The 24168-nt window shown below is 72.5% G+C and carries 16 protein-coding genes and 1 riboswitch; of the genes, 9 read left to right on the top strand and 7 right to left on the bottom strand.

Features of this window, described 5'->3' with window-relative positions; translation table 11 throughout:
• Complete coding sequence (locus tag CVO96_RS00950) at positions 1 to 1341, bottom strand: O-acetylhomoserine aminocarboxypropyltransferase/cysteine synthase family protein (RefSeq protein ID WP_103309320.1); 1341 nt, start codon at positions 1339 to 1341, stop codon at positions 1 to 3.
• A 152-nt stretch (positions 1342 to 1493) separates the two neighbouring features.
• A riboswitch (SAM riboswitch) is annotated at positions 1494 to 1599 on the bottom strand.
• A 210-nt stretch (positions 1600 to 1809) separates the two neighbouring features.
• Here CVO96_RS00950 and CVO96_RS00945 point away from each other — a divergent pair.
• Together CVO96_RS00945 and CVO96_RS00940 are read left to right on the top strand one after the other, a co-directional pair.
• The gene (locus tag CVO96_RS00945) at positions 1810 to 3849 is read left to right on the top strand and encodes a zinc metalloprotease (protein WP_103309318.1); all 2040 of its coding nucleotides are present in this window, start codon (positions 1810 to 1812) and stop codon (positions 3847 to 3849) included.
• Positions 3850 to 4025: 176 nt separating this feature from the next.
• The gene (locus CVO96_RS00940; protein ID WP_133161717.1) at positions 4026 to 4604 is read left to right on the top strand and encodes a hypothetical protein; all 579 of its coding nucleotides are present in this window, start codon (positions 4026 to 4028) and stop codon (positions 4602 to 4604) included.
• A 61-nt stretch (positions 4605 to 4665) separates the two neighbouring features.
• Here the strand turns inward: CVO96_RS00940 and CVO96_RS00935 are convergent, their stop codons facing one another.
• The 3 genes from CVO96_RS00935 to CVO96_RS00925 all read right to left on the bottom strand — a co-directional run bounded on the left by CVO96_RS00935 (position 4666) and on the right by CVO96_RS00925 (position 6726).
• Positions 4666 to 5052 carry a Fur family transcriptional regulator gene (locus CVO96_RS00935; RefSeq protein ID WP_103309314.1) on the bottom strand — a complete coding sequence of 129 codons (387 nt, stop codon included), beginning with the start codon at positions 5050 to 5052 and terminating at the stop codon, positions 4666 to 4668.
• A 94-nt stretch (positions 5053 to 5146) separates the two neighbouring features.
• Positions 5147 to 5893, bottom strand: a complete 747-nt coding sequence (locus CVO96_RS00930) for a hypothetical protein (RefSeq protein WP_103309313.1) — start codon at positions 5891 to 5893, stop codon at positions 5147 to 5149.
• Positions 5893 to 6726 carry a phage holin family protein gene (locus CVO96_RS00925; RefSeq protein ID WP_103309311.1) on the bottom strand — a complete coding sequence of 278 codons (834 nt, stop codon included), beginning with the start codon at positions 6724 to 6726 and terminating at the stop codon, positions 5893 to 5895. Before CVO96_RS00925 ends, CVO96_RS00930 begins: the two co-directional genes overlap by 1 nt.
• An 80-nt stretch (positions 6727 to 6806) precedes the next feature.
• On the opposite strand from CVO96_RS00925, the gene CVO96_RS00920 reads away from it, so the two are divergent.
• The 3 genes from CVO96_RS00920 to crtI all read left to right on the top strand — a co-directional run bounded on the left by CVO96_RS00920 (position 6807) and on the right by crtI (position 10317).
• Positions 6807 to 7535 carry a class I SAM-dependent methyltransferase gene (locus CVO96_RS00920; RefSeq protein WP_103309308.1) on the top strand — a complete coding sequence of 243 codons (729 nt, stop codon included), beginning with the start codon at positions 6807 to 6809 and terminating at the stop codon, positions 7533 to 7535.
• 87 nt (positions 7536 to 7622) lie between these two features.
• Entirely contained in the window at positions 7623 to 8519 is an 897-nt protein-coding gene (locus CVO96_RS00915) for a phytoene/squalene synthase family protein (RefSeq protein WP_243398103.1), read from the top strand.
• Between the two features lie 97 nt (positions 8520 to 8616).
• Positions 8617 to 10317 carry a phytoene desaturase family protein gene (crtI, locus tag CVO96_RS00910; protein WP_103309303.1) on the top strand — a complete coding sequence of 567 codons (1701 nt, stop codon included), beginning with the start codon at positions 8617 to 8619 and terminating at the stop codon, positions 10315 to 10317.
• 51 nt (positions 10318 to 10368) lie between these two features.
• Here crtI and CVO96_RS00905 read toward each other — a convergent pair whose 3' ends face one another.
• A complete protein-coding gene (locus CVO96_RS00905; protein WP_103309301.1) occupies positions 10369 to 11220 on the bottom strand; it encodes an alpha/beta hydrolase in 852 nt (283 codons plus the stop codon).
• Positions 11221 to 11303: 83 nt separating this feature from the next.
• Between CVO96_RS00905 and CVO96_RS00900 the strand changes: the two genes are divergently transcribed.
• The 3 genes from CVO96_RS00900 (at position 11304) to CVO96_RS00890 (ending at position 12978) form a co-directional block, all read left to right on the top strand.
• Complete coding sequence (locus CVO96_RS00900; RefSeq protein WP_103309299.1) at positions 11304 to 11741, top strand: OsmC family protein; 438 nt, start codon at positions 11304 to 11306, stop codon at positions 11739 to 11741.
• Between the two features lie 128 nt (positions 11742 to 11869).
• On the top strand, positions 11870 to 12424 hold the full coding sequence (locus CVO96_RS00895) for a P-loop nucleotide/nucleoside kinase family protein (protein WP_103309297.1): 555 nt from the start codon (positions 11870 to 11872) through the stop codon (positions 12422 to 12424).
• A 50-nt stretch (positions 12425 to 12474) separates the two neighbouring features.
• A complete protein-coding gene (locus CVO96_RS00890; RefSeq protein WP_103309295.1) occupies positions 12475 to 12978 on the top strand; it encodes a hypothetical protein in 504 nt (167 codons plus the stop codon).
• 71 nt (positions 12979 to 13049) lie between these two features.
• Here CVO96_RS00890 and CVO96_RS00885 read toward each other — a convergent pair whose 3' ends face one another.
• Positions 13050 to 13313 (bottom strand): acylphosphatase, encoded by a 264-nt coding sequence (locus tag CVO96_RS00885; protein ID WP_103313222.1) that lies wholly within the window; start codon positions 13311 to 13313, stop codon positions 13050 to 13052.
• 166 nt (positions 13314 to 13479) lie between these two features.
• Between CVO96_RS00885 and CVO96_RS00880 the strand changes: the two genes are divergently transcribed.
• Positions 13480 to 23406 carry a translocation/assembly module TamB domain-containing protein gene (locus CVO96_RS00880; protein WP_243398102.1) on the top strand — a complete coding sequence of 3309 codons (9927 nt, stop codon included), beginning with the start codon at positions 13480 to 13482 and terminating at the stop codon, positions 23404 to 23406.
• Between the two features lie 70 nt (positions 23407 to 23476).
• Here CVO96_RS00880 and CVO96_RS00875 read toward each other — a convergent pair whose 3' ends face one another.
• Complete coding sequence (locus tag CVO96_RS00875; protein WP_103309291.1) at positions 23477 to 23932, bottom strand: hypothetical protein; 456 nt, start codon at positions 23930 to 23932, stop codon at positions 23477 to 23479.
• Positions 23933 to 24168: the final 236 nt, after the last annotated feature.

Genomic DNA, 24168 nt, shown 5'->3' with positions numbered 1-24168 from the left:
TCACCCCTCCCCCCCGGCCAGTTCGGTAGTGGCCTGTTCCAGCGCCGCCGCCAGCGCCTGCGCGAAGTCCTCGCGGATGTCGTCGATGTGCTCGATGCCGACCGACACGCGCACCAGACCGGGGGTGACTCCGGCATTCAGCTGGGTCACCTCGTCGAGCTGCGAGTGCGTGGTGCTGGCGGGGTGGATGACCAGCGTACGCGTGTCGCCCACGTTGGCGACGTGCTGCGCGAGCTTCACCGAGCGGATGAAGGCCTCGCCGGCCGCGCGCCCGCCCCGGAGTTCGAAGGTCAGCACCGCGCCCGCCCCGCGCGGCAGGTAGTGCTGGGCACGGTCGTAGTGCGGGTGGTTGCTCAGCCCCGGGTAGGTCACCTTCCGGACGTCCGGGTGCGCGGCCAGCCAGGAGGCCAGCGCCGCCGTGTTCTGGGCGTGGCGTTCGGCGCGCAGGCTCAGGGTTTCCAGCCCCTGCAGGAACTGCCACGCCTGCTGCGGCGCCAGGGTCGGGCCCAGGTCGCGCAGCCCTTCCGTGCGGGCACGGATCAGGAAGGCCACGTTGGGCAGGCCCAGCGGGTTGCCCTCGCCGAAGGTCTCCCAGAAGTTCAGGCCGTGGTAGCTGGGGCTGGGCTCGGTCATGAGCCCGTAGCGCCCGTTGCCCCAGTCGAAGTTCCCGCCGTCCACGATGATCCCGCCGATGCCGTTGCCGTGCCCGCCGATCCACTTGCTGGCCGAGTGCAGCACCACGTTCGCGCCGTGCCGCAGGGGCTGGCAGAAATAGCCCCCGGCGCCGAAGGTGTTGTCCACGAACACGGCCACGCCCCGCGCGTGCGCCGCGGCGGCAATGGCCTCGAAATCCGGCACGTTCAGCGCCGGGTTGCCGATGGTCTCCAGATACACCGCGCGCGTCTGGTCGTCGATCAGCGCGGCGAAGTCCTCGGGCCGCTCGTCCTTGCCGGTGAAGCGCACCTCAATGCCCAGGCGCCGCAGGGTCACGCGGAACTGGTTGACCGTGCCGCCGTACAGGTTGGGCGTGGACACGATGTTGTCGCCCGCCTGCGCGACGTTCGTGATCGCCAGGAACTGCGCGGCGTGCCCGCTGGCCACCGAGAGCGCCATCACGCCGCCTTCCAGCGCGGCCATGCGTTCCTCCAGCACGGCGTTGGTCGGGTTCATGATGCGGCTGTAGATGTTCCCGAAGGCGCGCAGTCCGAACAGCGCCGAGGCGTGCTCGGGCGACTCGAACACGTAGGAGTTGGTGGGGTAGATGGGCACCTGCTGGGCGCCCGTGGTCGGGTCCGGCTTCTGGCCGGCGTGAACCTGCAGGGTCTCGAACTTGTGGGCCATGGCGGGGCCTCCTCGCGCTGATTCCAGGACACTGGATCTGGGGCGGTGCGGGAGTGGGCCAGAAAATGGCACACCCCCTCTCGGTGAGGCGAGAAGGGGCGCTGTGTGAGTGTGGATCATCACGCGTGACCTTCCCGATCGATCCCACCCGGCGGTCATCGTCGACCCATGCCCGGGGGGCTGGCCTTGGCACCGTAACGTCATGAGGTTCGGTTGCCGCGCCGTCTGCGAGCCAGGTCTCTCGGGCGCTCTTGATGGGGTCGCTTCCACGCGGAAAGCCAGGACAGCCTAACGCCGGCCGGGCGAGGAGGTCAAGACGGTTGCCCACTTCGTGAGCCGCCACATCCGGTTACACTTCCTCCTGCTCAACCCAGTTCCAGCGTCAGTTCAGCCCACCAGTCGAGACGTCGTCCCCCGACCCGTGGCCTCGCCGCCACCCTGGGGCCGGTTGGCCCCTCAGGAGTCCACATGAACAAGACCGTCCTGGCCGCTGCCCTGCTGGGCGCCCTGCTGACCGCCTGCGCGGGTCAGAACACGCCCGGCGGCGCTCCGGGCACCGACACCGACTTCGGTCGCCTGACCACGTTGCAGCCCGGCCAGCAGGCCACCATCAGGACGAAACTGAAGGTCAACATCGTCTTCGTGGGCTACCGGCAGACCCCGCCGGGGCAGGTGGCGACTGCCCGGCAGATCAGCACGGGCGATTTCGACCAGATCCTGCCGAAGACGTACACCGCCGTGAACCGCTTTCCCAGCGCCTACGGGCGCGTTGAGCCCACCGGAAACGCCTTCGACTTCGATTACTCCTACACCTATGCCGACCAGGCCTTCGAGGACGCCTTCTTCGGGTATGTGATGAAGCAGGGCGAGGAGAAGCCGCTGACCTTTCAGCAGCGGCAGTACAACTGCCAGGGACTGAACCCCGAGACGGAGGAACCGGACTGCAAGGCGCCGGCCGGCAACATCAACCGTGAGATCACCGGGAACCTGGAAATCGACGCGCGGGAGACCGAGAACTGGCTGGCCGACAACGGGGCCAGGGTCGGGGTGAAACCCGGCGAGTACACCACCTATTTCGTGAACTGGTACGACCGTCCGGACTTCAAGTTCCACAGCTACACGCGGGCCGAGGCCGCCGACACCGACACCAAGGCTCCCTTCGGCGCCCGGGGCAGTCGGCGCCTGATCGCCTGGGGCGGCAGTGTGCGCGACCAGGCACCGGCTCAGCGCGTGTGGTTCTACGACCTCTCGGCCAACCCCGATCCCTGGACGCAGGCCTACGACGTCACCAACCCCGATGTCGACGGAGACAAGGTGCCGGACTACCGGATGCCGCCCATCTGGGAATACGGCACCCGCAAGGCCAGCCTCGGTTACGCGCGAAAGGTCAGCCCCGATCTGGCACGGGTCGCCCGCTACACGGCGATCAATCTGCTGTTCACGCCCAGCCCGATCTACCGCGCGGCGCTGACGCCTCCACAGCTGCCCGAGGAGATCCAGCTCGATCTGCATGTCGAGCAGGGCGCGGGGGCGGCCGCGCCGAGCACCGTCCTGGATGCCAAGCTCGTGGAGACACGGGTGAAGGTGCTGCAGCCCTTCACGACCTTCAGCACCACGGTGAAGCAGGCGCCGCTGAGCGGGGATCTGGCGACCGTCTACAAGTGCTTCTTCCCGGTCAAGATCGAGGACGTCTGTGCGCCGGACTACGCCGATTTCGCGGGTGAGCCCCTGTTCCGCTACGGCGTGAACGAGCTGCGTCAGGCCTACAAGGCGGCGCCCGCCGGCCGCTACCTGCTGCCCGTCTACGCCTTCAACGACGACAAGGAGAGCCAGGAGAGCCTGCTGGGTATCGCCTACGACGACGGAGAGACCGGCACCCAGAGCTTCGTCTACTCGTTCCTGACCCCCGAGACGACCAAACTGGGAGGCTACGGCTTCACGGACACCACCGTGCACGAGATCGGCCACCACCTCAGCCTGTCCCACCCGCACGACGGCTACGACAGCGAGCAGGACGTTTCCTACGGGCCCAGCGGCGATTTCCTGTTCGTGAACACCGGAGACCAGAGCGCCACGATCATGTCCTACAACGACCTGTCGCGCACCTTCGGGCAGTTCAACCTCGACAGTCAGTACCGGTACCTGAGCGCCGCTTACCTGAACAACGCCAACGCCATCCTCGAACTGAGCCGGCAGGCCCAGAAGGCGCCGGCGCTCAAGACCAGCGTGCAGGGCGCCGACGCGCTGTTCCGCGAGGCCCAGCAGAAGTACGACGCGCTCGACTACCTGGGCGCGGCGCAGCTGGCGCACCAGGGCTATCGGCAGGTGCTGGACGCCGCGAGGGGCGCGGGCGTGAACGTGCAGCCCTACCGCTGGTACGAGAACCTGAACGGCCTGAGCACCCAGGGCAAAAAAGCGCGCTACAGCCCGACCTTCCGCCCGCAGAAGGGGCTGGTGATCTTCCCGGAAGAAACCGCCGCCCAGCGCGCCCTCAGACTGGGCCGCTGAGCGGGTCTGCCCGGGCTGAAGGGATGCCAGGGCACAGGGCGGGCCGGTGCCAGCGCAGACGGCTGGGTCGGCCCGCCCTGGCCATGTGATGCGGATCGGACGGGTCGGAGGGAGTGGACGGGGACGCGGACGCCGGAGTTCAGACGGGCGTCATCGAGCGCCCGTACTGTGAACCCATGTTCCGAGCCTTCGCCCGTGGGCTGTGCGTGGTCGTGGCCCTGTCCCCGGGGGCGCTGGCCCGCGTGCCCCAGCCGCCGTCCCCTCCTGGGCCGACTCCGGCTCGTCCGGCGTCCATGACGGCGAACCTCGGCGCTGCTCAGGCCACGGTGACGCTGCTCCAGACCGTCCATGCGCTCAGCGACCTGCTGGGCCGGGGCGCCGTGCGGGTGCGGCCGGAGGCGCGCGCCCCTCTGGGCGCCGATCTCGCGCAGCTGAGCGGGAAGCCCCGCCTGACCCCCGGCGAGGCCCGCCGGCTGGTCGAGGCGGTGCAGTCGGCCCTGGACTCGGGTGGACAGGCGGCGCTGGAACGTCACCTCGCGCAGCGGGAGCAGCGGGCCCGCCTCCTGCTCAGCCGGGCGCGGCTGGCGACCCCCGATGGCCCGGCCAGGCTGCCCCTCGCCGTGTTGGCCCTGACCGTCCCGGGCGGCCGGCCGGTGCTCGACGCCCTGCTGGCCGATCCCGGCTGGAATCCCTATCTCAGCGACCGGATGAACACCGAGATCGTCCAGCGCCTGCTCGGTCAGTTGCGGCGCTGAAACGAGCGGAGGCGGACGTCTGGGCCTACGCGTCTCATCCGACCTCTGTGCGGGCCGTCCTTCAGCCAGCGGCCACACACTCGGGGCACCGTCCGTAGAGGGTGACTTCGTGGGTCTCGACCACGAAACCGCCAGGGTAGACCGTGCCGCTGGGCAGGGCCACCGGGCAGGAATGCAGGGTGAAGACCCGGCCACAGCGGGTGCAGGAGAAGTGGTGGTGGTGGCCCTTGCCGCTCGCCTCGTACAGCGTGTCGCCGTCCAGCGTGACCGGGTGGGCGCGGCCCTGGTCGCACAGCAGCTTCAGGGTGCGGTACACGGTGGCGATCCCGACGCCGGGGGCCGTCGCCTGGGCCCGTTCCAGCACGTCACCTACGGCCAGCGGGCCCTCGGCGCCCTCCAGAACACGCGCGATCACGTCACGCTGGCGGGTGCTGCGCTGGGCGGTCATGGGATCTACGGTAGCAGGCCCCCCACGTCCGGACAGGCAAAGCGCCCACCATCGGGGGTGGGCGGAGTCGGGCACCGGCTCCCCGGCCGCCTGGTCAGCGGCGGTTCGGGTTCGCCATCTGCTCGGGGTCGATCACGCTGCCCTGGGCTTTGGCCTCCACCTGGCTGGGTGGGTGCGGGAGGACGCCCGCGTGGGCCGCCGGGGTGCCGGTGGCGGGAGCAGTCGCCGGGGCACCCGTGACCGGGGCCAGTCCAGCCGGCGTGCTCGCCGTGTCGGAGGCCCGGGCGGGGCTGACGGCGGGGGGGCTGGACGGGGCGCTGGCTGGCGCCAGACTCGCTGCCAGCGGCGTGGAGCGCCGCGCCTCGAACGCCGCCGCGGGGCTCGTGACCGCCCGGCTGGCCTGTGGGCCGGGGGTGCCGGCCTTGCCGGAACCGCCCGCCGGGGCCTGACCGGAGCGCTCCAGCAGCCCGTTGGCATAGCCCTCCAGGCGCGGCGTGATGACCTTCTCGGTCAGGGTCTTCAGGGCCAGGGTGCCCAGGGTGGCCACCAGCGCCCCGCCCACGCTGCTGCCAGACTTGTTGTTCTGGGCCCTGATGAGGGCCTTCTGGTGCTTGACCGGGCTGGCCGCGTCCACATAGATCTTGCGGCTGCGGCGGAACTGGCGGCCGACCACCATGCCCAGCAGGGCGCCCACGGCCGAGGCGCCGCCCAGCATCTTCAGGGGCTCCTTTTCCATCTGCACCTGCAGGCTGGCCCGCTCGGTCAGCGCGTCGATACTGGCGCGCAGACGTTCACGCGCCTCCTCACGCTCGGTGAGGTTCGCCTGGGAGTCGCCGGCCATCAGTTCTTCCCCTTCATCATGTCGTCGCGGAAGGTGGGTGCGGTGGTCACGGGGATGCCCGGAGCGTCCTTGAGCACCACGGGCTCCTGCAGCTTGGGGTCATGGTGCTTCTTTGCGTGCCCATGGCTGTCGAGCTTGTCGTTCAGTTCACTGCCGTAGTTGCTGGCGCTGCCGTCCGGATTGCTCTCGTAGACCGGCACGGTGGTCGTCCCCTTCTCGACGCGCACGGTGGCGCTGCCCGCCCGCTCGGCCACGACTCGGTTCTCACCCGCCGCCTGCTTCTGCGGGTCGCGGGGCACCTCCACGCTGTCGTTGGGACGGCTGCCGGAGCGCGCGGCGTTCGGGGCGTCCGGAGAGATCTTCCAGTCCTGGCCGGCCGCGTTCGCCGGGGCCTTGCCCGGGTTCATGTCCGGCTGGCGGTTCGCCGCGCCCGAGGGAGCGTCACCTGCCGAGTACACCTGATCGTCGTCGAAATCGTCCATGTCCTTCCTCCGGGCCAGCGGCTCCTCGGTCTTCACCTCGGCGCCCAGCCGCTTCAGGCCGATGAAGATCAAGGCGCCCGTGACCACGAGACTCAGCAGCGCGATCAGGAGGGCGGCGAACCACGGCCCGGCGCCCAGGCGGATCAGGCCGTAGAACACGGCCAGGATCAGGAAGATCAGGGCCATCACCAGCGGCCCCACCGCCGCGAGCAGCAGCACCACGCCGATGCCCTTGGCCTTGGCGATGTCGCCGACCCTGCGCGCCACTCCGTTGATCTCGGACTTTACCAGGGTCACGCCCGCGTCGACCACATCGACCAGTGCGCTTCCCATACTCTTTCGTTCTTCCATGCCACCCTCCGCTCCTGGCCTCCCCGTCACCACGACTGGCGTGACCGGGCCGGCCTGATTGCCCCAGCATAATGACTCGTATGCCCGTTTCCTCGCACCGCAAAGAAAACCTGAACAAGATGGCACAGCCCGGCGCAGTGGCGGTGCAGCCCGGCGCGGGAGCAGGGCTGACGGCGGCGCAGCGCAGCAATTTCTCTCCATTGACGGCACTGGGCTACAGCTCCTGGCGCCGGGTGTCGCTGGGCCTGCTGGCCGGAGAACCGTTCGGGCTGCGGCGCGAGGCGGCCCTGTTCCGGGATCGCTGCCGCCCCGCCGCCGGTCAGTGGTGGCTCGACGCCGGCACCAGCACGGGCTTCTATGCGGGCGTACTGGCCGCGGCCGGCTGCCGGGTGCTCGCGGCGGATCTGAGCCCGGCCATGCTCCGGGAGGGCGCCCGCCAGCAGCCGGCTGCAGAGATCGACTGGGCCCAGCTGAACATTGAGCGCAGCGACCTGCCCGCCGACCGCTTCGACGGCGTGACCGTGGGCGCCACCCTGAACGAGACCCACGACCCCGCCCGCTTCCTGCGCGAGCTGGCCCGCGTGATCCGGCCCGGCGGCCAGCTCTGGCTGATGTACCTTCAGCGCACGGGCGGGCCGCTGCAGGCCCTGCTGGCCCGGCCCGCCCTGGGGGGGCTGAGCTTTCCTGATCCGGCCTGGGTGGCTCGGCAGCTGCCCGGATGTGCGCTCACCGATGGTCTGAGCATGGGTGCGGTACGCTTCGAGCGATATCAGAAAGCGGCCCCCATTCCTGGGCTTGATCAAACCTGAAGCTGGACAGGCCGTGAAAGAAGTCTGTAAGAAAGTGGGAGGTCTGTGGCCCCCGGCACCCCGTACACTCGCCCCAAGGACAACCTTGTGACTGATGGAACTTCCCCACCCGACGCGCCTGCCACCCTGAAGCAGGCGGTGGATCATTGCCGGGACGTGACGCGGGCCCACAGCAAGACCTTTTTCCTGGGCTCGCGTTTTTTTCCCGCCCGTCAGCGGCAGGCCGTCTGGGCGGTCTATGCGGCCTGCCGCTGCGGCGACGACATCGCCGACGAGAGTGCCGGCGACCATGCCCAGGCCGCGCTGAGCGACTGGTGGGAGCGCACCCAGCGGGCCTTCCAGGGCCAGCCGGGCAGAGACCCGGTCGACCGGGCCCTGGCCTGGGCCGTCAGCACCTACGCCATCCCCCTGTCGGCCTTTCAGGAGCTGCACGAGGGGCTGCTGATGGACGTGCGCGGCCACACCTTTGAGGACATGCGCGATCTGAGCCTCTACTGCCGCCGGGTCGCGGGGGTCGTGGGGTTCATGATCGCGCCCATCAGCGGCTACCAGGGCGGTAGCGGCACGCTGGATCACGCCCTCAAGCTGGGGCAGGCCATGCAGCTGACCAACATCCTGCGCGACGTCGGCGAGGATCTGGAACGCGGCCGGGTCTACCTGCCCGCCAGCCTGATGGCCCGCCACGGGGTCAGCCGGCAGTCCCTGGAGCGCGGCGAGGTCACCCCCGAGTACCGCGCGCTGATGCAGGAACTCTCGGCCCTGGCCCGCGAGTGGTACGCCCAGGGCCGCGCCGGGATCCCGATGCTGCACGGCAGCGCCAAACTGGCCGTGGCCACCGCTGCCCGCGCCTACGAGGGCATCCTCGACGATCTGGCCCGCAACGATTTCGACAACTTCGGGCGCCGGGCCTACGTGAGCGGCCCGCGCAAGCTGCTGCTGCTGCCCCAGGTGTGGTGGGAGCTGCGCGGCGCGCCCGTTCCCTGACCCCTTCCGGCCCGGCGGCCCCTCCCGGCCCGCCGGCCTCCCCATCCGCTTCCCCTGATTTCGCCGCGCCCCGCGCGTGGCGGGAGGTATCCCCGGCATGACCCTTCCCACTCCCCCCACCCCGCGCAAGACCGCGCTGATCATCGGCTCGGGCATCGGCGGCCTGAGCCTGGGCATCCGGCTGCAGAGCCTGGGCTTCGACACCACCATCCTGGAACGCCTCGACGCCCCCGGGGGCCGCGCCTACCAGAAGCGCACCGAGGACGGCTACGTGTTCGACATGGGGCCGACCGTCATCACCGTGCCCCATTTCATCGAGGAACTGTTCGCGCTGGAACGCGACAAGGCCATGCTGGCCGAGCCCGACTACCCCGCGCAGGTGCTCGCCGAGGACGCCCGGGTGCGCGAGGGCGAGAGCGGCGGCCCGCGCACCCGGGACTACGTGAAGCTGGTGCCCATCCTGCCCTTCTACCGCATCTATTTCGACGACGGCACCTTCTTCGACTACGACGGCGATCCGGTGAGCACACGCCGGCAGATCAGCGAACTGGCCCCGGAGGATCTGGCCGGCTACGAGCGCTTCCACGAGGACGCCCGCGCCATCTTCGAGCGCGGCTTCCTGGAGCTGGGCTACACCCACTTCGGCGACGTGCCCTCCATGCTGCGGGTCGTGCCCGACCTGATGCGCCTGGACGCGGTGCGGACGCTGTTCTCGTTCACCAGCAAGTATTTCGAGAACCCCAAGATGCGCCAGGTCTTCTCCTTCGAGACCCTGCTGGTCGGCGGCAATCCGCTCAGCGTGCCCGCCATCTACGCCATGATCCACTTCGTCGAGAAGACCTGGGGCATTCACTACGCCATGGGAGGGACGGGCGCGCTGGTGCGGGCGTTCGTGCAGAAGTTCGAGGAGCTGGGCGGCACCATCGAGTACGGCCAGGGCGTGGACGAGATTCTGGTCACGGACGACCGGGGCCGGGCGGTCAGGGCGCCCGTCGGCCGGCGGGTGGCGCGGGGCGTGCGGCTGGAGAGCGGCCAGGAGCGGCGCGCCGATATCGTGGTCAGCAACGGCGACTGGGCGAACACCTACCTCAGGCGGGTGCCGGCGGCGGCCCGGCTGGTCAACACCGACCTGCGCGTGAAGGCCGCCCGCCAGAGCATGAGCCTGTTGGTCATCTACTTCGGCTTCCGCCGGGAGGGCGCCGACTTGCAGCTGCGGCACCACAACATCATCTTGGGGCCGCGCTACGAGGCGCTGCTCACCGAGATCTTCGGCCAGAAGGTGCTGGGCCAGGACTTCAGCCAGTACCTGCACGTGCCCACCCTGACCGATCCCAGCCTGGCGCCCGAGGGCCACCACGCCGCCTATACGCTCGTGCCCGTGCCCCACAACGCCAGCGGCCTGGACTGGACGGTCGAGGGGCCGAAACTGGTCGAGCGCGTCTACGACTTTCTGGAGGAGCGCGGCTACATCCCCAACCTGCGTGCCCGCCTGACGCACTCGGAGTTCATCACGCCCGACTACTTCGCGGGCACCCTGGACTCGTACCTGGGCAACGCTTTCGGCCCCGAGCCGGTGCTGATCCAGAGCGCCTTCTTCCGCCCCCACAACCGTTCCGAGGACGTGAGGAACCTGTACATGGTGGGCGCGGGCGCCCAGCCCGGCGGCGGCACCCCCTCCGTGATGATGTCGGCCAAGATGACGGCCCGCCTGATCGCCGAGGACTTCGGCATCCACCCCAGCGTGCGCGACGGCGTGCCCGAGCAGGCGGGCAGCCGGGTACCGAGCGCGGCGGACTGAGGGCTGGAGGGGGCGGCGTGGTCGACACTCCGCAGGTGTCCCGACGCTGCTTCAGGACGTCGGACGATCCCCGGACAGCGGCGCCCGTTCCCGCAGCCAGTCCACCAGCAGCTCCCTGAATTTCTCGCGTGGCTCGTCGTTCAGCAGTTCGTGGAAGCCGCCCTCCTCCAGCACCAGCGTCTTGTCGGCCGAGGCGATGGTGTCCACGAACCTCACGCTGCCCTGGTGATCGGTGATGCGGTCGTGGGTGCCGTGGATGACCAGGGTGGGCACCGTCCAGCGCGGGTAGTCCGACCACAGGGCGCCGCTCAGGCCGAGCATGCTCGCGGCGGTCAGGGCCGGCACCTTGCCGTGGTACATGGTCTCGTCGGCCTCGTAGGCGGCGACTTCGTCGCTCAGGCGCGACAGGCTGCCGGTGCTCAGATCCGTGGTGGTCAGCCCCGGCGCGATCCGGGCGATGATCGGCGCCAGCCGCTTGATCCAGGCGGGCTCGTGCTCGCCCACCAGCAGGGCGGGGCTGGAGAGGATCACGCCGGCCACGCCGCGCGGGTCGCGGGCCACGCTGGCGGCCGAGATCAGCCCGCCCATCGAGTGGCCCAGCAGAAAGAGCGGCCCCGGCTGGCTCCGCAGCGCCTCGCGGGCCTTTAGGTGATCCGCGACGAGGTGCGCCATGTCCACCACCGCCTTGCGCCCCCCCGAGGCCCCGTGCCCGCGCTGGTCGTAGGCATACACGCTCAGGCCACTCCGCACCAGCTCGGGAATCAGGCCGTGGTAGCGCTCCACGTAGCGCCCGGCGTATTCCCCGAAGCCGTGCGAGAGCAGCACCGCGCCTCTCGCCGGATCGGCCGCCCAGAGGTATCCCCTGACGGGCGCGCCCGCCACCGCCCATTCCTGACTGTGCATGGCCCGAGTGTACGGCCCTCCATGAAGTCGATGTAAACCCCCGTCTGGGGACAGCGCCCGTGTGTGCGCGGCAGACTGGGATCATGGCAGATATCGCGAGGAAGGCGGGTGCCCAGTGGATGGGCGATCTCAAGAGCGGCAAGGGCAACATCAGCACCGGCAGCGGCGCCCTGAAGGACGCGCAGTACTCCTTCGGCACCCGCTTCGAGAACGGGGTGGGCACCAACCCCGAGGAGCTGCTGGCCGCCGCCCACGCCGGATGCTTCACCATGCAGCTCAGCGCCCTGCTGGCCGCCCACGGTCACGACCCGCAGGACGTCCGCACCGACGCGACCTGCGAGATGGTCAAGGAGGGGGCCGGTTTCAAGGTGAGCACCATGCGCCTGATGGTGCGCGGCAAGGTCGGGAACATCGATCAGGCCGAATTCGAGAAGCACGTCGCGCAGGCAGCCGAGCTGTGCCCCCTGAGCCGGGTCATGAAGGGCAACGTGGAGATCGTCCACGAAGCCGTCCTGGAATAGGACTCGGCGGTCTGGAGAGGACGCCCCTGCCGTGTGCGGGGGCGTTTCTCTCTGAAATGTCGCGTGGAGGCAGCCGGGTCGGCCAGACGGCCGATGTCCCTGGCCCCGACATGGGAGACACTGCGCCCATGAGTCACCTCTACTACCTCGTCGGGCCGCCGGGGAGCGGGAAGCGCACGGTGGGCAAGGCGCTCTCGGCGCTGACCGGCGCGGCGCTGCTGGACAACCACCTGACCAACGATCCGGTATTCCTGGCGGCGGGCGTGAGCAGCGACACGGAAGTACCGGCCGAGGTCTGGGAACTGTGTTTCGAGATCCGCAGGGCCGTACGGGCCGCCACCCTGCACGCGCCGCGCACGCTGGCCCACATCTTCACCAACTACCTGACCGCCGAGGAGCGCGAGTGGCAGAACGTCGAGCGGCTGAGAACCCTCGCGGCCACACGCGGGGTGCCCTTCGTGCCCGTCTGGCTGAGCTGCCCGCTGCCCGAACTGGAGCGGCGGATGGGATTGCCGGAGCGCCTGGAGCGGCTGAAACTGCGCGACCCGGCGAAGCTGCGCGAGCTGATGGACGGCGCCGGGAATCTACCCCCGCCTCCGGACGCCATCACCATCGACACCTCCGCCATCGGCCCGGCCGACGCGGCCCGGCTGATCGCCTCGCACGCCGGAGCGCTGTTCTGAGTCCGGTCGTCTACCACCTCGTCGGGCCGCCGGGGAGTTGCAAGCGGACAGTGGGGCTGGAACTGGCCCGGCTGACCGGCGCCGTGCTGCTCGACAACCACCTCTTCAACGACGCGGTGTTCAAGCCCTACGGTGCCGATGGACTGCGGCCCATCACGCCAGAAATCCACGCGCTGGCCTCGCAGGTTCGCCTGATCGGCCTGCAGGCCGCCCGCCTCGCCCCGCGCGACGTGAGCCAGATCTTCACGAGCTACCTCACCAGCCGCCCGTCCGGCCCGGAGGCCCTGACGCTGCTGCGCGGCGTGGCGGAGGCCAGGAACGCGGCCTACGTTCCGGTGTGGCTGGACTGCGATCTGACAGAGCTGGAACGCCGGATGACCCTCCCGGAGCGCCGGCAGCGCGCCAAGCTGCGCGACTCCGCCATCCTGCGGCGCACGCTGGGCGAATCGGGTCGCCTGCCCCCGCCCCCGGACGCCATCCGGATCGACACGTCCGCCCTGGGCCCGGCCGACGCCGCCCGGCTGATCGCCTCACATGCGGGGGCCCTGTTCTGAGGCCGAATCGCCCCGCCTGCCACCTACTCCCTTGCTCTCAGCCATCAGCCATCTGCCTTCAGCCCCCTGCCTCAGTAGATGTGGAAGTCCTTGAGCCCGGTGGCCTCGCTCTGCTGGGTCTGCACGTCGGTCACGCGGGCGTGGGGCGGGCCGCGCCGGATCCAGTGCAGCAGCCGGCTCAGGTCGTCCTCCGGCCCCTCGGCCACGACCTCGACCCGGCCATCGATCAGATTCTCGGCGTAGCCGTGGAGCCCGAAGTCACGGGCCCGGCGCTGGACATACTGGCGGAACCCCACGCCCTGCACGGTTCCGGAAACGAGGGCGGTCAGACGCATGTGCAGCATGGTAACGGCTGGCCGCCCCCGGCTTCGCGGCCAAGCTGACGGTTGGGTGAGGCAGGGGCGAATGCACGCCTCACCCGCGGGTGCATAGAATGCGGTCGATGCGGCTGGGCGTTCTCGACATGGAAAAAAGGGGTCACTGGTCTGAGCTGGTGGTCGCGTGACCGACACCCCCGAGAACCCCACCCAGCCGCCCGAACAGCAGCCGGAACAGGCCCCCGAGGCGCTCAGCCCGCCCCGTCCGAAGGCCAGGCCGCGCCGCCGCCGGGTCTGGCCGTGGGTGGTGCTGGGCCTGCTGGCCGTGGTGCTGCTCGGACTGGCCCTGCTGCCGACGGTGCTCGGCGGCGTGCTGCTGCGGCAGCTCGGCGGGCCGGCGGGGATCAGCGCGCAGTCGGTCGGCGGGCCACTCTGGGCGCCCCATCTCGGCGGGGCCGTGATCCGGCTGCCGGGCGTCGAGGCCCGGGCCGACTCGCTGGACGTGAGCGTGGCGTCCGTGAACCCGCTGACCCGCACCCTGCGCCTGAACGTGCGGGCCAGGGGCGCGGCCGTGAATCTGAAGCTCCGGGATCTGGTCTCGGGAACCGGGGGAGCGGCGGGGGGCGGGGGCGGTTGGAAGGTCGTGCTGAGCGGCCTGGACGTGCAGGACACCCGCGTGAACGTGGACGGCAAGGGCATCAACGTGCCCGACGGCCGCTTCCGGGTGCAGCCCGGCCGGGGCGGCGCGCTGGACGTACGGGGCCGCACCGCCGACGGCGACCTGAACGCCGCCGTGCGGGTCAGCGAGGGCGCGGCCGGGAATGTCTTCACCGTCGACCTCGATTCGGACGCGCGGGTGCTGCGGCACTACTGGAAGGGGGTCACGGCCGGGCGCATCACGGGCCGCTACGTGCTGAACGACGGCCCCATCCGCGGCGACCTGAAGCTCTCGGGCGGGGCGCTGCGCGTGCCCGAGGCGATGTTCGTGACCGTGACCGGCCTCTCCGGCGCCGCCACCCACCGGGGCGACGACATCGGGCTGAGGCTGGCGGGCACGGGCTGGGACGGGCCGGTGACCGCCCAGGGCGGGGTCGACCTGAAGGCACAGAACTGGACGCTGACCGCCGACGCCACGCCCACCGTGGGTGCGCTGGCCAAAGCCCTGGGCAGCAGCGGCCGCGGTGGGCTGAAGCTGCGGGTCACGGCGGGCGGCTGGAGCACGGTGCGGGTCAAGGCCTACGCGCAGGGCGCCGGCACGGTCGCGGGCGTGCAGTTCAGCGACGCCAACGCCGAATACACCTTCCTGAGCGAGAACGGCGCCACGGCCACGCAGACCAACGACCTCGCCTTCAGCGCCAATACGGCGCTGGCCGGCGCGGCGCAGCGCCTCGAGGGCCGCTGGGCCTTCGGGCGCGCCGGGCGGGCCTCCCTGGTGGGCGCCTTCGGACAGAAGCCGCTGGACATCCAGGCCACCATCGACGCGGCCAACCGCCTGAGCTTCAGCGGTCAGGGGCTGGGCGGCCCCCTGCGCGGCACCTTCGCCCTCGGCGGCGCCCGACTGGACGCCGTGCTCAACCCCACCTACGGCGCGGCGCGGGCCCGCGTCGCCTTGCGCGGCACCCCCAGCGACCTTCGGGCCGTGCTCAGCGGGGGGCAGGCCGGGCCCTTCGCCCTGGCGGGCACGGCGGCGCTGGACTCGGCCGGCCTGCGCGCCGACTTCGGCACCGCCACCCTGAATCTGGATCGGGACTTCAGGGGGCGCTGGACGGCCCGGAACCTGAGCGGCGCGGGCCTGAGCCTGGACGGCGAGGGCCAGATCGACCTGATCGGCGGCGACGTGACGGGCCGCCTGACCGCGCGGGTGCCCGGACTGGACGCCCCGCTGAGCGGCCCCCTGGCCCTGAACTACACGCGCCAGCGCGGCACCTTCGAGCCCGCCGGCCAGCGCCTGAGCTGGCAGGGCGACTCGTTCCGCGTGAACGCCCGCGACCTGCGCGCCGCCGGCTTCCGGCTGGACGGCGACCTGACCGTGACCACCACCCTCAAGGCCTTCGGCACCCTGCGCGCCCGGGGCGGGGGCCTGAACCTGAGCGCCACCGGGCGCGGCACCGCCGCGAGCCTGCGCGGCACGGTCGGGGGCGTCACGGTGCTGGCCGATACCCAGCTCAGCGCCCCGTACCTCACCACGGCCCGCGTGCAGGGCAGCGACATCCGGGGAGTCCTGAGCGTGGACGACCGCGTGCGCTTCACCCTGACCACGGCCGGCGACACGGTGCGGGGCGAGGTCGACGGCCAGAACGTGACCGCCCGCGGGCGCGTGAACCTGGGGTCGCTGCGTCCCCTGCTCGGCACCCTGCTGGGGCCGTCCGTCCCCGCGCTGGCGGGTACCCTCGACCTGGATCTGGCGGGCACCGGCGGAACGGCCCGGCTGGGCGCCGTTGTGGCCGGGGCCCAGGTGCGGGGCACCCTGCGGCGCGCGGGCGGCCCGGTCACGGCCGACCTCACCGCGACCCTGGCCGGCGCCTCGGCCCGGCTGGCGGGGCGGGTCTATCCGGACGTGGCCGCCCGCGGCACCCTCAGCGCCCAGGGGCAGACGCTGGCCGCCTCGCTGGACGGAAGCTACGGCGACCTGCGTGCCCGCGTGGGGGGCCGCACGGGCGAGCTGGCCTTCAGCGGCGTGACCATCCCCGCCCAGACGGTGAACCTGAGCGGCTCGCTCACCCCCAGGCTGGCAGTCTCGGGCACCTGGGGCGACCTGAACGTGACCTACGACGCCGCCACCGGTCTGGCCCGCGTGACCGGCCAGCAGGCCCTGACCGCCTTCGGGCAGGAGGGCCGCATCCAGGGCCGCGCCACCTGGGGGCCGGGAGCGGGCGGCCCGGGCTGGCGGGGGGCGGTCGAGGCACGCGGCGTGCTCGACCAGTACACGGTGGCGCTGAGCGGCCCCTGGAGCGGCCTGAACGTGCTGCTCACCGACGGCGAGGGCCTGCAGGCGCGCGGCACGGCCGCCCTGCCCGAGGGCCGCTACAGCGTGAACGTGCGCGGCCCGGTCGCGGGTGGCCCGGGCCAGGGCGGCCTGTATGTGGACGGCCGGGTCGCCGGGCGCGGCACCGAGCCGCGGGGCCGCCTGAACGTCCGCGACGGCCGGGGTGGCACGGCGCTGATCGACCTGCGCGGCTTCACCGACTTCGACCTGAGGGCGCGCGGCCTGACCCTGGCCGGCCAGCCGCTCTCCGGCGACCTGAAGGCCCGCAGCAACATCCTGAGCGGCCGCCTGAGCGCCGGGCCCCTGACCGTCACGGCGGCGGACGGGCTGATCCGCGCGGTGGGCGTGATCGCGGGCCAGAGCGTCACCGCCAGCGGCCGCCTCACGCTGCCGGCCACCGTCTCGAACCTGAACGTCCGCGTGACTGGCCCCTCCTTCACCGCCCAGGCGAGCGGCGGCGTGGCGGATCTGCGGGGCCTCGTCTCCCTCCGGCCGCAGGCGTACGGCAGCGACCCTGCCCGCCTGAGCGTGCCCGCCCAGACCTTCCCCCTGCGCGCCTCGCTGACCGGGGCGCGGGCCACGGTGGGCGGCCTGACCTACCAGGGTGGGCGCTGGCGTGGCGCGCTGGCGGCGGCCTACGCGCTCTCGGGGCGGGCGGGCCGGGTGGAGGTCGTGGGCACCGGCGCCGGGCTGGCCGCCCTGCCCAGTGGCCCGCTCGCCGGCCGCCTCACCCTGCTCCCGACTCTGGGCGGCACCCTGAGCAGCGACCTCGCGCCCTTCCGGGGTCTGCTGCCCGCCGCGCTGCGCCAGGAGATCGTGCCGGGCCGCCTGATCGCCCAGATCACGGCCGGCGGCGCGGCCCTGCAGACCCAGGGGGCGCGCTACCTGAACGAGCCGCTGGGCTTGAGCGCGCGGGTGTCCTGGCCCGGGGTGTCCGGAGAGGGTGGGCTCACGGCGTCCGGCACCCTGACTCACCCCGGCACCCGCCTGCCCGTGCGCCTGGAGGGCCGCACGCTGAGCATCGACGGCGCGGTGCTCGACGCCCGCGCCCTGCAGCCGCTGTATGCCGGCGCCCGCGGCAGCGCCACCCTCAGCCTGAGCGTGCCGGATCTGGACTTCGCCCAGGCCAGCGGCCGGGCGCGCGTGAACATCGCGGCGCAGGGGCAGCGGGCCGTGGGACTGGTGAGCCTGTCGCGCGGGCAGCTGAGCGCCAACCTCACGAGCACCCTGGGCGGCGTGCCGGTGCGGGTGGTGGGGCCGCTCTACCCGCAGGCGAACGCCACCCTGGGCTGGGAAGGGCTGCGCGGCACCCTCAACGGAAGCGCCAGCACGGCGCTGAACCTCAGCGTGTCAGGCACCTACCAGAAACAGGCGGTCAACGTGCGGGTGGTAGGCAGCGGTCTCACGGGAACCCGCACCGCCGTCCGCCTGAGCGGCACCGTCGCGGGCGCCGCCCTGGACGTGGCGCTGACCCGCGGCCCGGGCACCGCCCTGTCCGCCTGGCGCACCAGCGGCGTCGCCAGCCTGAGCGACCTGCGCCCGCTCACCGGCCTGCCCGGCCAGCTCAGCGCCAGCCTGGGCGGCACGCTGGCGGACGTGCGGCTCGCGGTGACCGGTGAGGCGTCGGGCGTGCAGTTCACGGCCCCGCTGAGCTACCGGGGTGGGGTGCTGCGCCTGTCCGGGGGTACGGCCACCCTGGCCCAGAGCGGCCTGAGCGCCCGCCTCCGGGCCAGCGGGCCGCTCTACCCCCGGCTCGACCTGAGCGCCCGCGCCGCCGTAGAGGACGGGCTGCCGGGCACCTACACCGCCCAGCTCCGGGGCCAGCCGGGCCGGCCCGACCTGAGCGTGCAGGGGGTGCTCGTGAACGGCCGGAGCGGGCTGCAGGCCGGCGGCTCACGGGTCACGGCGCACCTGCTCGGGCCGGACTGGAAGGCCGAGTTCAGCGGGCGGCCGCTCGCCGGGCCCGTGCGCGGCCGGCTGGGCAGCGGCGCCCTGGGCGGGCTGCTGGACACCCGCCTGACCCTGGACACCGTGGTGCTGGGCGGCGACACGACCGTCCGACTCAGGGGCCAGACCGGCTGGAACGTACGGCGGGGCTGGAGCGGCACCCTGCGCGCGGTGGGCGACATCCCCGGCGGCCCGCTGGACGCGGTGCTGGACGGCGCCGGAACCCTGAGGATCGCGGGCATGATCGGCCAGCTTCCCGCGCAGGCCCGCTTCACGGGCGTCCTGCCCGCCGCCCTGCCCCTGCGGCCCGGCGGCACCCTGACCCTCTCGGCCCTCGACCTGGCCGCGCTCTGGGGCCGCCCCAACCAGCTGCGCCTGACGGGTGACGCCACGCTGGGCGGCGCGAGCTGGAGCGCGCTGGTGGCCAGTTTCGCGGGGCAGGTGCAGGACTCGGCCGGGGAACTGAGCGGCGACCTGGGCGCGACCTACCGGGCGGGCGACCTCAGCCTGCGCCTCGCCGGGCAGCGGGTGGCGGGCGGCGGCACCCTGGCGGCCGGGCGCTACGACCTGACCCTGCGCGCCGACACCGTGCGGCTGGCCCGGCTGCTGCCCCCCGGACTGGACGTGGACGCCCTGACCTTCGCCGGCACCGTCGAGGCCCACGGCACGCTGGCCGGCGGCCCCCGCGAGGTGACGCTGCGGAGCGTGGCGCTGCGGGGCGAGCAGGGACAGGCCGGCCCCTTCAGCCTGTACGGTTCGGCCCTCTACACGCCCACGCAGTTCCAGACCGCCCTGAGCGGCAGCCTGCGCGGCGGGGTGCTGAGTGCCCAGGGGGCCCTGCCCGCTGGCGTCCGCGTGACCGTGCGCGACCTCAGCACCGAGTACGTGGGCGCCGCCTCCTTCGGCCGGGGCACCCTGGGCGCCGACCTGACCCTGCGCGGCGACCTCCTGAATCCCGCCCTGGAGGGCACGGCCGACGCCCGCACCGCGGCCCTGGACGCCCACCTGACCCTCTCGGGCCGGGCCCGCGATCCCCACGCCCTGCTGCGCCTCGTTCCCAGGGGCGCGGCCAGCGGCACCCTCTACGCCGATCTGCGCGACCTCGACCTGAGCGCGGGCCGGGTGCGGGCGAAGCTCTACGGCACGCTCTCCAGCGGCGGCGCGACGGCGGGCATCAATCTCAGCGGGGTCTGGCCCAGGCTGGCGGGCACGGTCAGGGCCAGCGTGCCGGGCATGACCCAGCCGCTGACCCTCTCGGGCGACGGCAGCGGCGCCTACACCCTGTACGCGGGCCAGCTCGGCGGCGGCACCCTCTCGCTGGGGGGCGGCGTGGGCTTCGTGCCGGCGCTGACGGGCGCCCTGAACCTCAATCCGCTGCCCCTGCTGCCGTCGGCCACGGGCGCCGCCAGCGTCACGGCCACCCTGGGCGGCACGCTGGCGGCACCGACCCTGGCCGCCCGCGTGGGCACCCGTGGGGTGGCGGTATCCGGGGTCACGCTGGACGACCTCAGCGGCACCTTCGCGGGCACCCTGTCCAGCCTGAGCGGCACGCTGGCCCAGCGTGGGGGAACGGTCGCTACCCTGAGCGGCCGAACCCTCGCCCTGGACGGTGTGCAGCTCGGGGCGGCGGGCAGCACCGTGACCCTGAGCGGCCGCGCCTCCCTGGACGGCACGGCAGACGTGAGCGTCGCCGCCAGCGGCCCACTCGGCGGCGCCCTGCGCGCCACCTACGCCGCGCGCGCCCTGAGCGTGAAGGGCAACGTCACCGGCCCCCAGAGCCTGCGTGCCGACCTGGACGTGCAGGCCGATCCCTTCACCGGCTGGCACGGCACCGCCCGCGTGTCCGGCGGCCCCCAGGGCGTGCTGACCAGCCCGGCCGCCCTGCGCCTGAGCGGCCCCTTCGCCTTCCCGCGGCTGGGCGGCGAGGCGGGCCTGCTGGGGGCGGGGGCGCGGATTCTGGCCGATGCCCGCGGCGCGCAGCTGCGCCTCGTGGACGGCCCCGGGGCCAGTGCCAGCGGCGTGGTGGAGCTGCGGCCGGACGCCGGGGGCGGATGGCGCTGGCTGGGCGCCGCCAGCCTCAGCCGCCCCGAGCTGAGCCTGAGCGTGACCCCCAGCGGCCCCCTGGCCGATCCGCAGCTGCTGCTCTCGGTGCGCCGGGGCGAGTGGCGCGCGGGGGGCACCGCCAGCCTGCGCCGCGCCGACCTGACCGTCAGCGACGGCGAGAAGGACGGCACCCTGAGCTGGAACGAGGGCCAGCTCGCCGCGAACCTGCCGGGGCTGCGGCTCGCGCGCCTGGGGCTGGGCGGACTCGACGGCCTGATCACGGCCAGCGGGCAGGTCAGCACCACCACCCAGGACGGGCGCCTCGCCCTGAAGGTCGCCGGCCTCAGCACCCCCTACGACGTGCCCTACCTGGGCGTGGCGCTGGACGGCGACCTGAGCGCGGACGTCGCCCTGCGCGGCGGGCGGCCCAGCGTGCAGGCGGTGGCGACGCTGCCGGCCGGCACCCTGAACCTCAGCGCCGTGCAGGGGCCGCCGGCCCAGGGTCAGGCCGGGCCCGGCCCCTGGACGGGCCGGATCAGCGGCCGCCTGAGCCGCGAGTCGGGCACCCTGGACGTGAATGTCGGCGCCGACCGCGGGGGCCTCAGCGGCGCCGTGAAGCTCGCCGCCTTCCCGGCCGACGTGGCGGGGCAGCGCCTGGTGCTGGGCGGCAGCGTGGATCTGAGCGGGCAGACCTTCCAGGCGAAGCTGGCCGCCACCAGCCGGGTGGGCTCGGCCAGCGTGGACGCCTCCGGGGGCGTGGCCGACCTGCTGCCGTCCCTGGGGGGCGTGCTGGCCCTGCGCCCCACCGAGGAGGGCTACGCCGTGCGCGCCGTGCTGGACGAACTGGAGGTGCGTGACCTGAAGATCGCGCCGGGCCTCTCGGGCCAGCTCAGCGGCGAGGCGAACCTGCGCGATGGCGGCGGCACCTTCGTGCTGCGTTCGGCCGCCCTGAACATCGGCCCCAGAACCCTGCCGGCCCGCCTGGAGGGCACCCAGGTGTCCGGCGACTGGCGCATCCGGGGCTTCCTGGGCGAGTCCGAGTTCACGGCTGGCCTGAACGGCGGTCAGGTCTTCGGCCAGGGCAGCCTGCGCGCGCTGCCGCTGGGCGCGGTGGTGGGCGCGGTGGCCGGCACCACCCCCGGCGAGGGCGTGCTGACCGGCGTCGTGCGCTTCCGCTTCCCGCTGGCCGACCCGCCGTCCGGCAGCGCGACCCTGGTGGCCGAGCGCATCCGGGTCAGCGCCACGAGCATGGTGGACGGCCGCCCGCAGACCGACACCCTGATCGGCAGCGGCTCGCTGGATTTCGCCGACCGCGAGCTGCGCTCGGTGAACGTGCAGCTGGCCGGCGCCGGCACCTGGGACGTGCGCGGCCAGTACACCCGCTCACGGGTCGACCTGACCGCGCAGTTCACCGACACCACCTTCACGCCCGTGCTTCAGCTTGTGCCCGCGCTGGCCGACATGAACACCAGCCTCAAGGGCAGCCTGACCCTCAGCGCCGCCGGCACCTACGAGCGGCCCCGCGCCGCCATGCGCGCCGCGAACATCACGGGCAGCGTGGCGGGCCTGAGCGTGCAGGTGCCGCGATTCGCCGGGGATCTGCCCGACAGCGGCGCGTTCACGGCGGGCGGCGACGTCCTGACCGGCGGCACGGTGGGCACGAACGGCCGGGTGGACATCCGGGGCCAGCTCACCCTGGGCAGACTCAGCGGCACCAGCGTGGCCTTCGCCGGCCTGCTGGCTCCCCAGGCGCTGGGCGCGCTGCCCAACACCACCGCCACCCTGAAGCAGGTCACCGAGAGCCGCTGGGCGCTGGACGTCCAGAGCCGCTCGACCACCCCCGGCACCCCGGCGGCCCCCGCCGCCACGGCCGGCACCCTGAGCCTGAGCGGCGACATCGCTCCGCGCTGGAACCTGACCCTCACGGCCCGCAACTACAACCTGCCGCTGGGCGTGGTCTACGGCCGCGACAGTTCCCTGAACGCCGACCTGCGGGCGGTGGACGACGGCAGCCTGATCCGGGTCACGGGCGCGGCCGACTTCCTGCGGCTCACGCTGGGCCGGGTCAACGCGCCCTCGACCATCCCGGCGCCGGGCCAGACCACCAGCACGACCGACGGGCGCACCACCGACAACTACGCCAGCCCCCTGCCGGAGGTGTACACGTCCTTCCCGCGGCCCACCCAGGACGGTCAGGCGGCGCCCCCGGCGCGTCCCCTGCTCGACCGGCTGGTCTTCGAGGACATTCCCATCCGCGCGCCGGGCGGCATCCGCGTGGACGAGAATCTGGTGCGGGCCGACTTCAGCGGCGGCCTGGTGCTGTCCGGCAGCGGTTCGCGGCCCCTGCTGAGCGGCGAGATCAGGTCCCAGCGCGGCTTCATCTCCCTGCGTGAGAACGAGTTCACCCTGCAGGACAGCCGCGTGACCTTCGACGGCAACAGCCTCTACCCCCGCTTCGACATCACCGCGCGGGGCAGCGTGCCGGCCTCGACCACCAACCAGGTCGTGCCCGTGACCGTGAACCTCGCCGGGCAGTTCGTGGCCCGGGCCCGGGGCGACACGGTGCTCGACCTCAAGACCACCCTGAGCTGCACCACCCAGGGGGCCGCCTGCAGCGATCCCGCGACGGGCACGGCCTACAGCGAGCCCGAACTGTACGCGCTGGTCGCCACCGGGGTGCCCAACCTGACCGCCCTGCCCGGCAACCTGGGGGCCCTGGGCAGCAGCGCCCTGCAGACCGCCCTGAACCTGTACGTGCTGGGCGAGGTCGAGCGCACCATCGCCCGCGCCTTCGGGCTGAACGTGTTCCGGTTCACGCCCCAGATCTCCAACGCCGACGGCAGCTTCGGGGCCACCGTGACCCTCGGCTCCTACCTGACCCGCGACCTCTACCTGCAGTATCAGGTCGATCTGAGCGGGCGGGGGCTGATCGACGCGACCTACAACACCCCGGACAACCGCTTCACCTTCCGGGTCAGCACGACCCTGAACGGCCTGGATCTCCAGTCGCTGCGGCCCAGCTTCAGCACGGCCTACAACATCAATCCGCGCACCAGTGTCAGCATCGGTGTCGAGAACACGGACAAGACCACCCGCCTGCGCTTCGGCGTGTCCTACCGCCTGTTCGCCCGCTGAGGCGCCCCATCCCGTCCAGCAATGAAAAGCCGCGCCCGGCGTCCCCGGCGCGGCTCTCAGGTCTGCTGTGTCAGCGCCCGACGGTCACGCTCGCGCGGGGTTCCAGGGCGTAGAAGGCCACCACGGCGACCAGGGTGCCCACCCAGCCGGGCGCGCTGCCCAGCTCCAGCTCGAAGGGGCGGCCCAGCACCGTGCTGCCCAGCTGCCCGACCAGCTTCTCGCCGGTCTGCTGCGCCACCACGTTCCAGCCCACGATGGGCTCGCCCATGAAGCCGGTCACCCGGTCGACGCCACGCAGCGTGAGTTTCTGGCTGCCCACATTGCCCCTGAGTTCACCGTCGGTCAGCTCGATCTTCACGGAGTCGGCGCCCACGCTGCCCTGCACGCCACGCTCGGTGATCTCCAGGTCGATGTCCTTGCCGTGCAACTTGCCGCCCGCGCGGCCCTTGATCGTATCGCCGTCGATCACGCAGCGGATGTCATATCCGCTGTCGCCCCCGAGGCGTCCTTTGATGAGGTCGTCCATGCGCGGAAGTATAGCGGAGGGGGAGGGGAGGGCAGATGGCAGGTCGCCTGAACCGACTGACGGGCCGGTGGGCAGGGGCTGGCAGAGGCGCGCGTGGCTGGAAACCTCACGCCCTTCCTCGGAATGGCTGTCGTGAGATGCCCGGGCCACTGCCCCGTCAGGCCGTGCCGTCGTGGAGAGCCCTCACGGGTTTCGTCCACCCCCCCTCCCGGCCCTCACCTTCGCAGCGTCCCGGC

This window comes from Deinococcus koreensis (genome assembly GCF_002901445.1).
Taxonomy (GTDB): Bacteria; Deinococcota; Deinococci; order Deinococcales; family Deinococcaceae; genus Deinococcus; species Deinococcus koreensis.
This window is presented reverse-complemented; position numbering and strand designations above follow the sequence as displayed.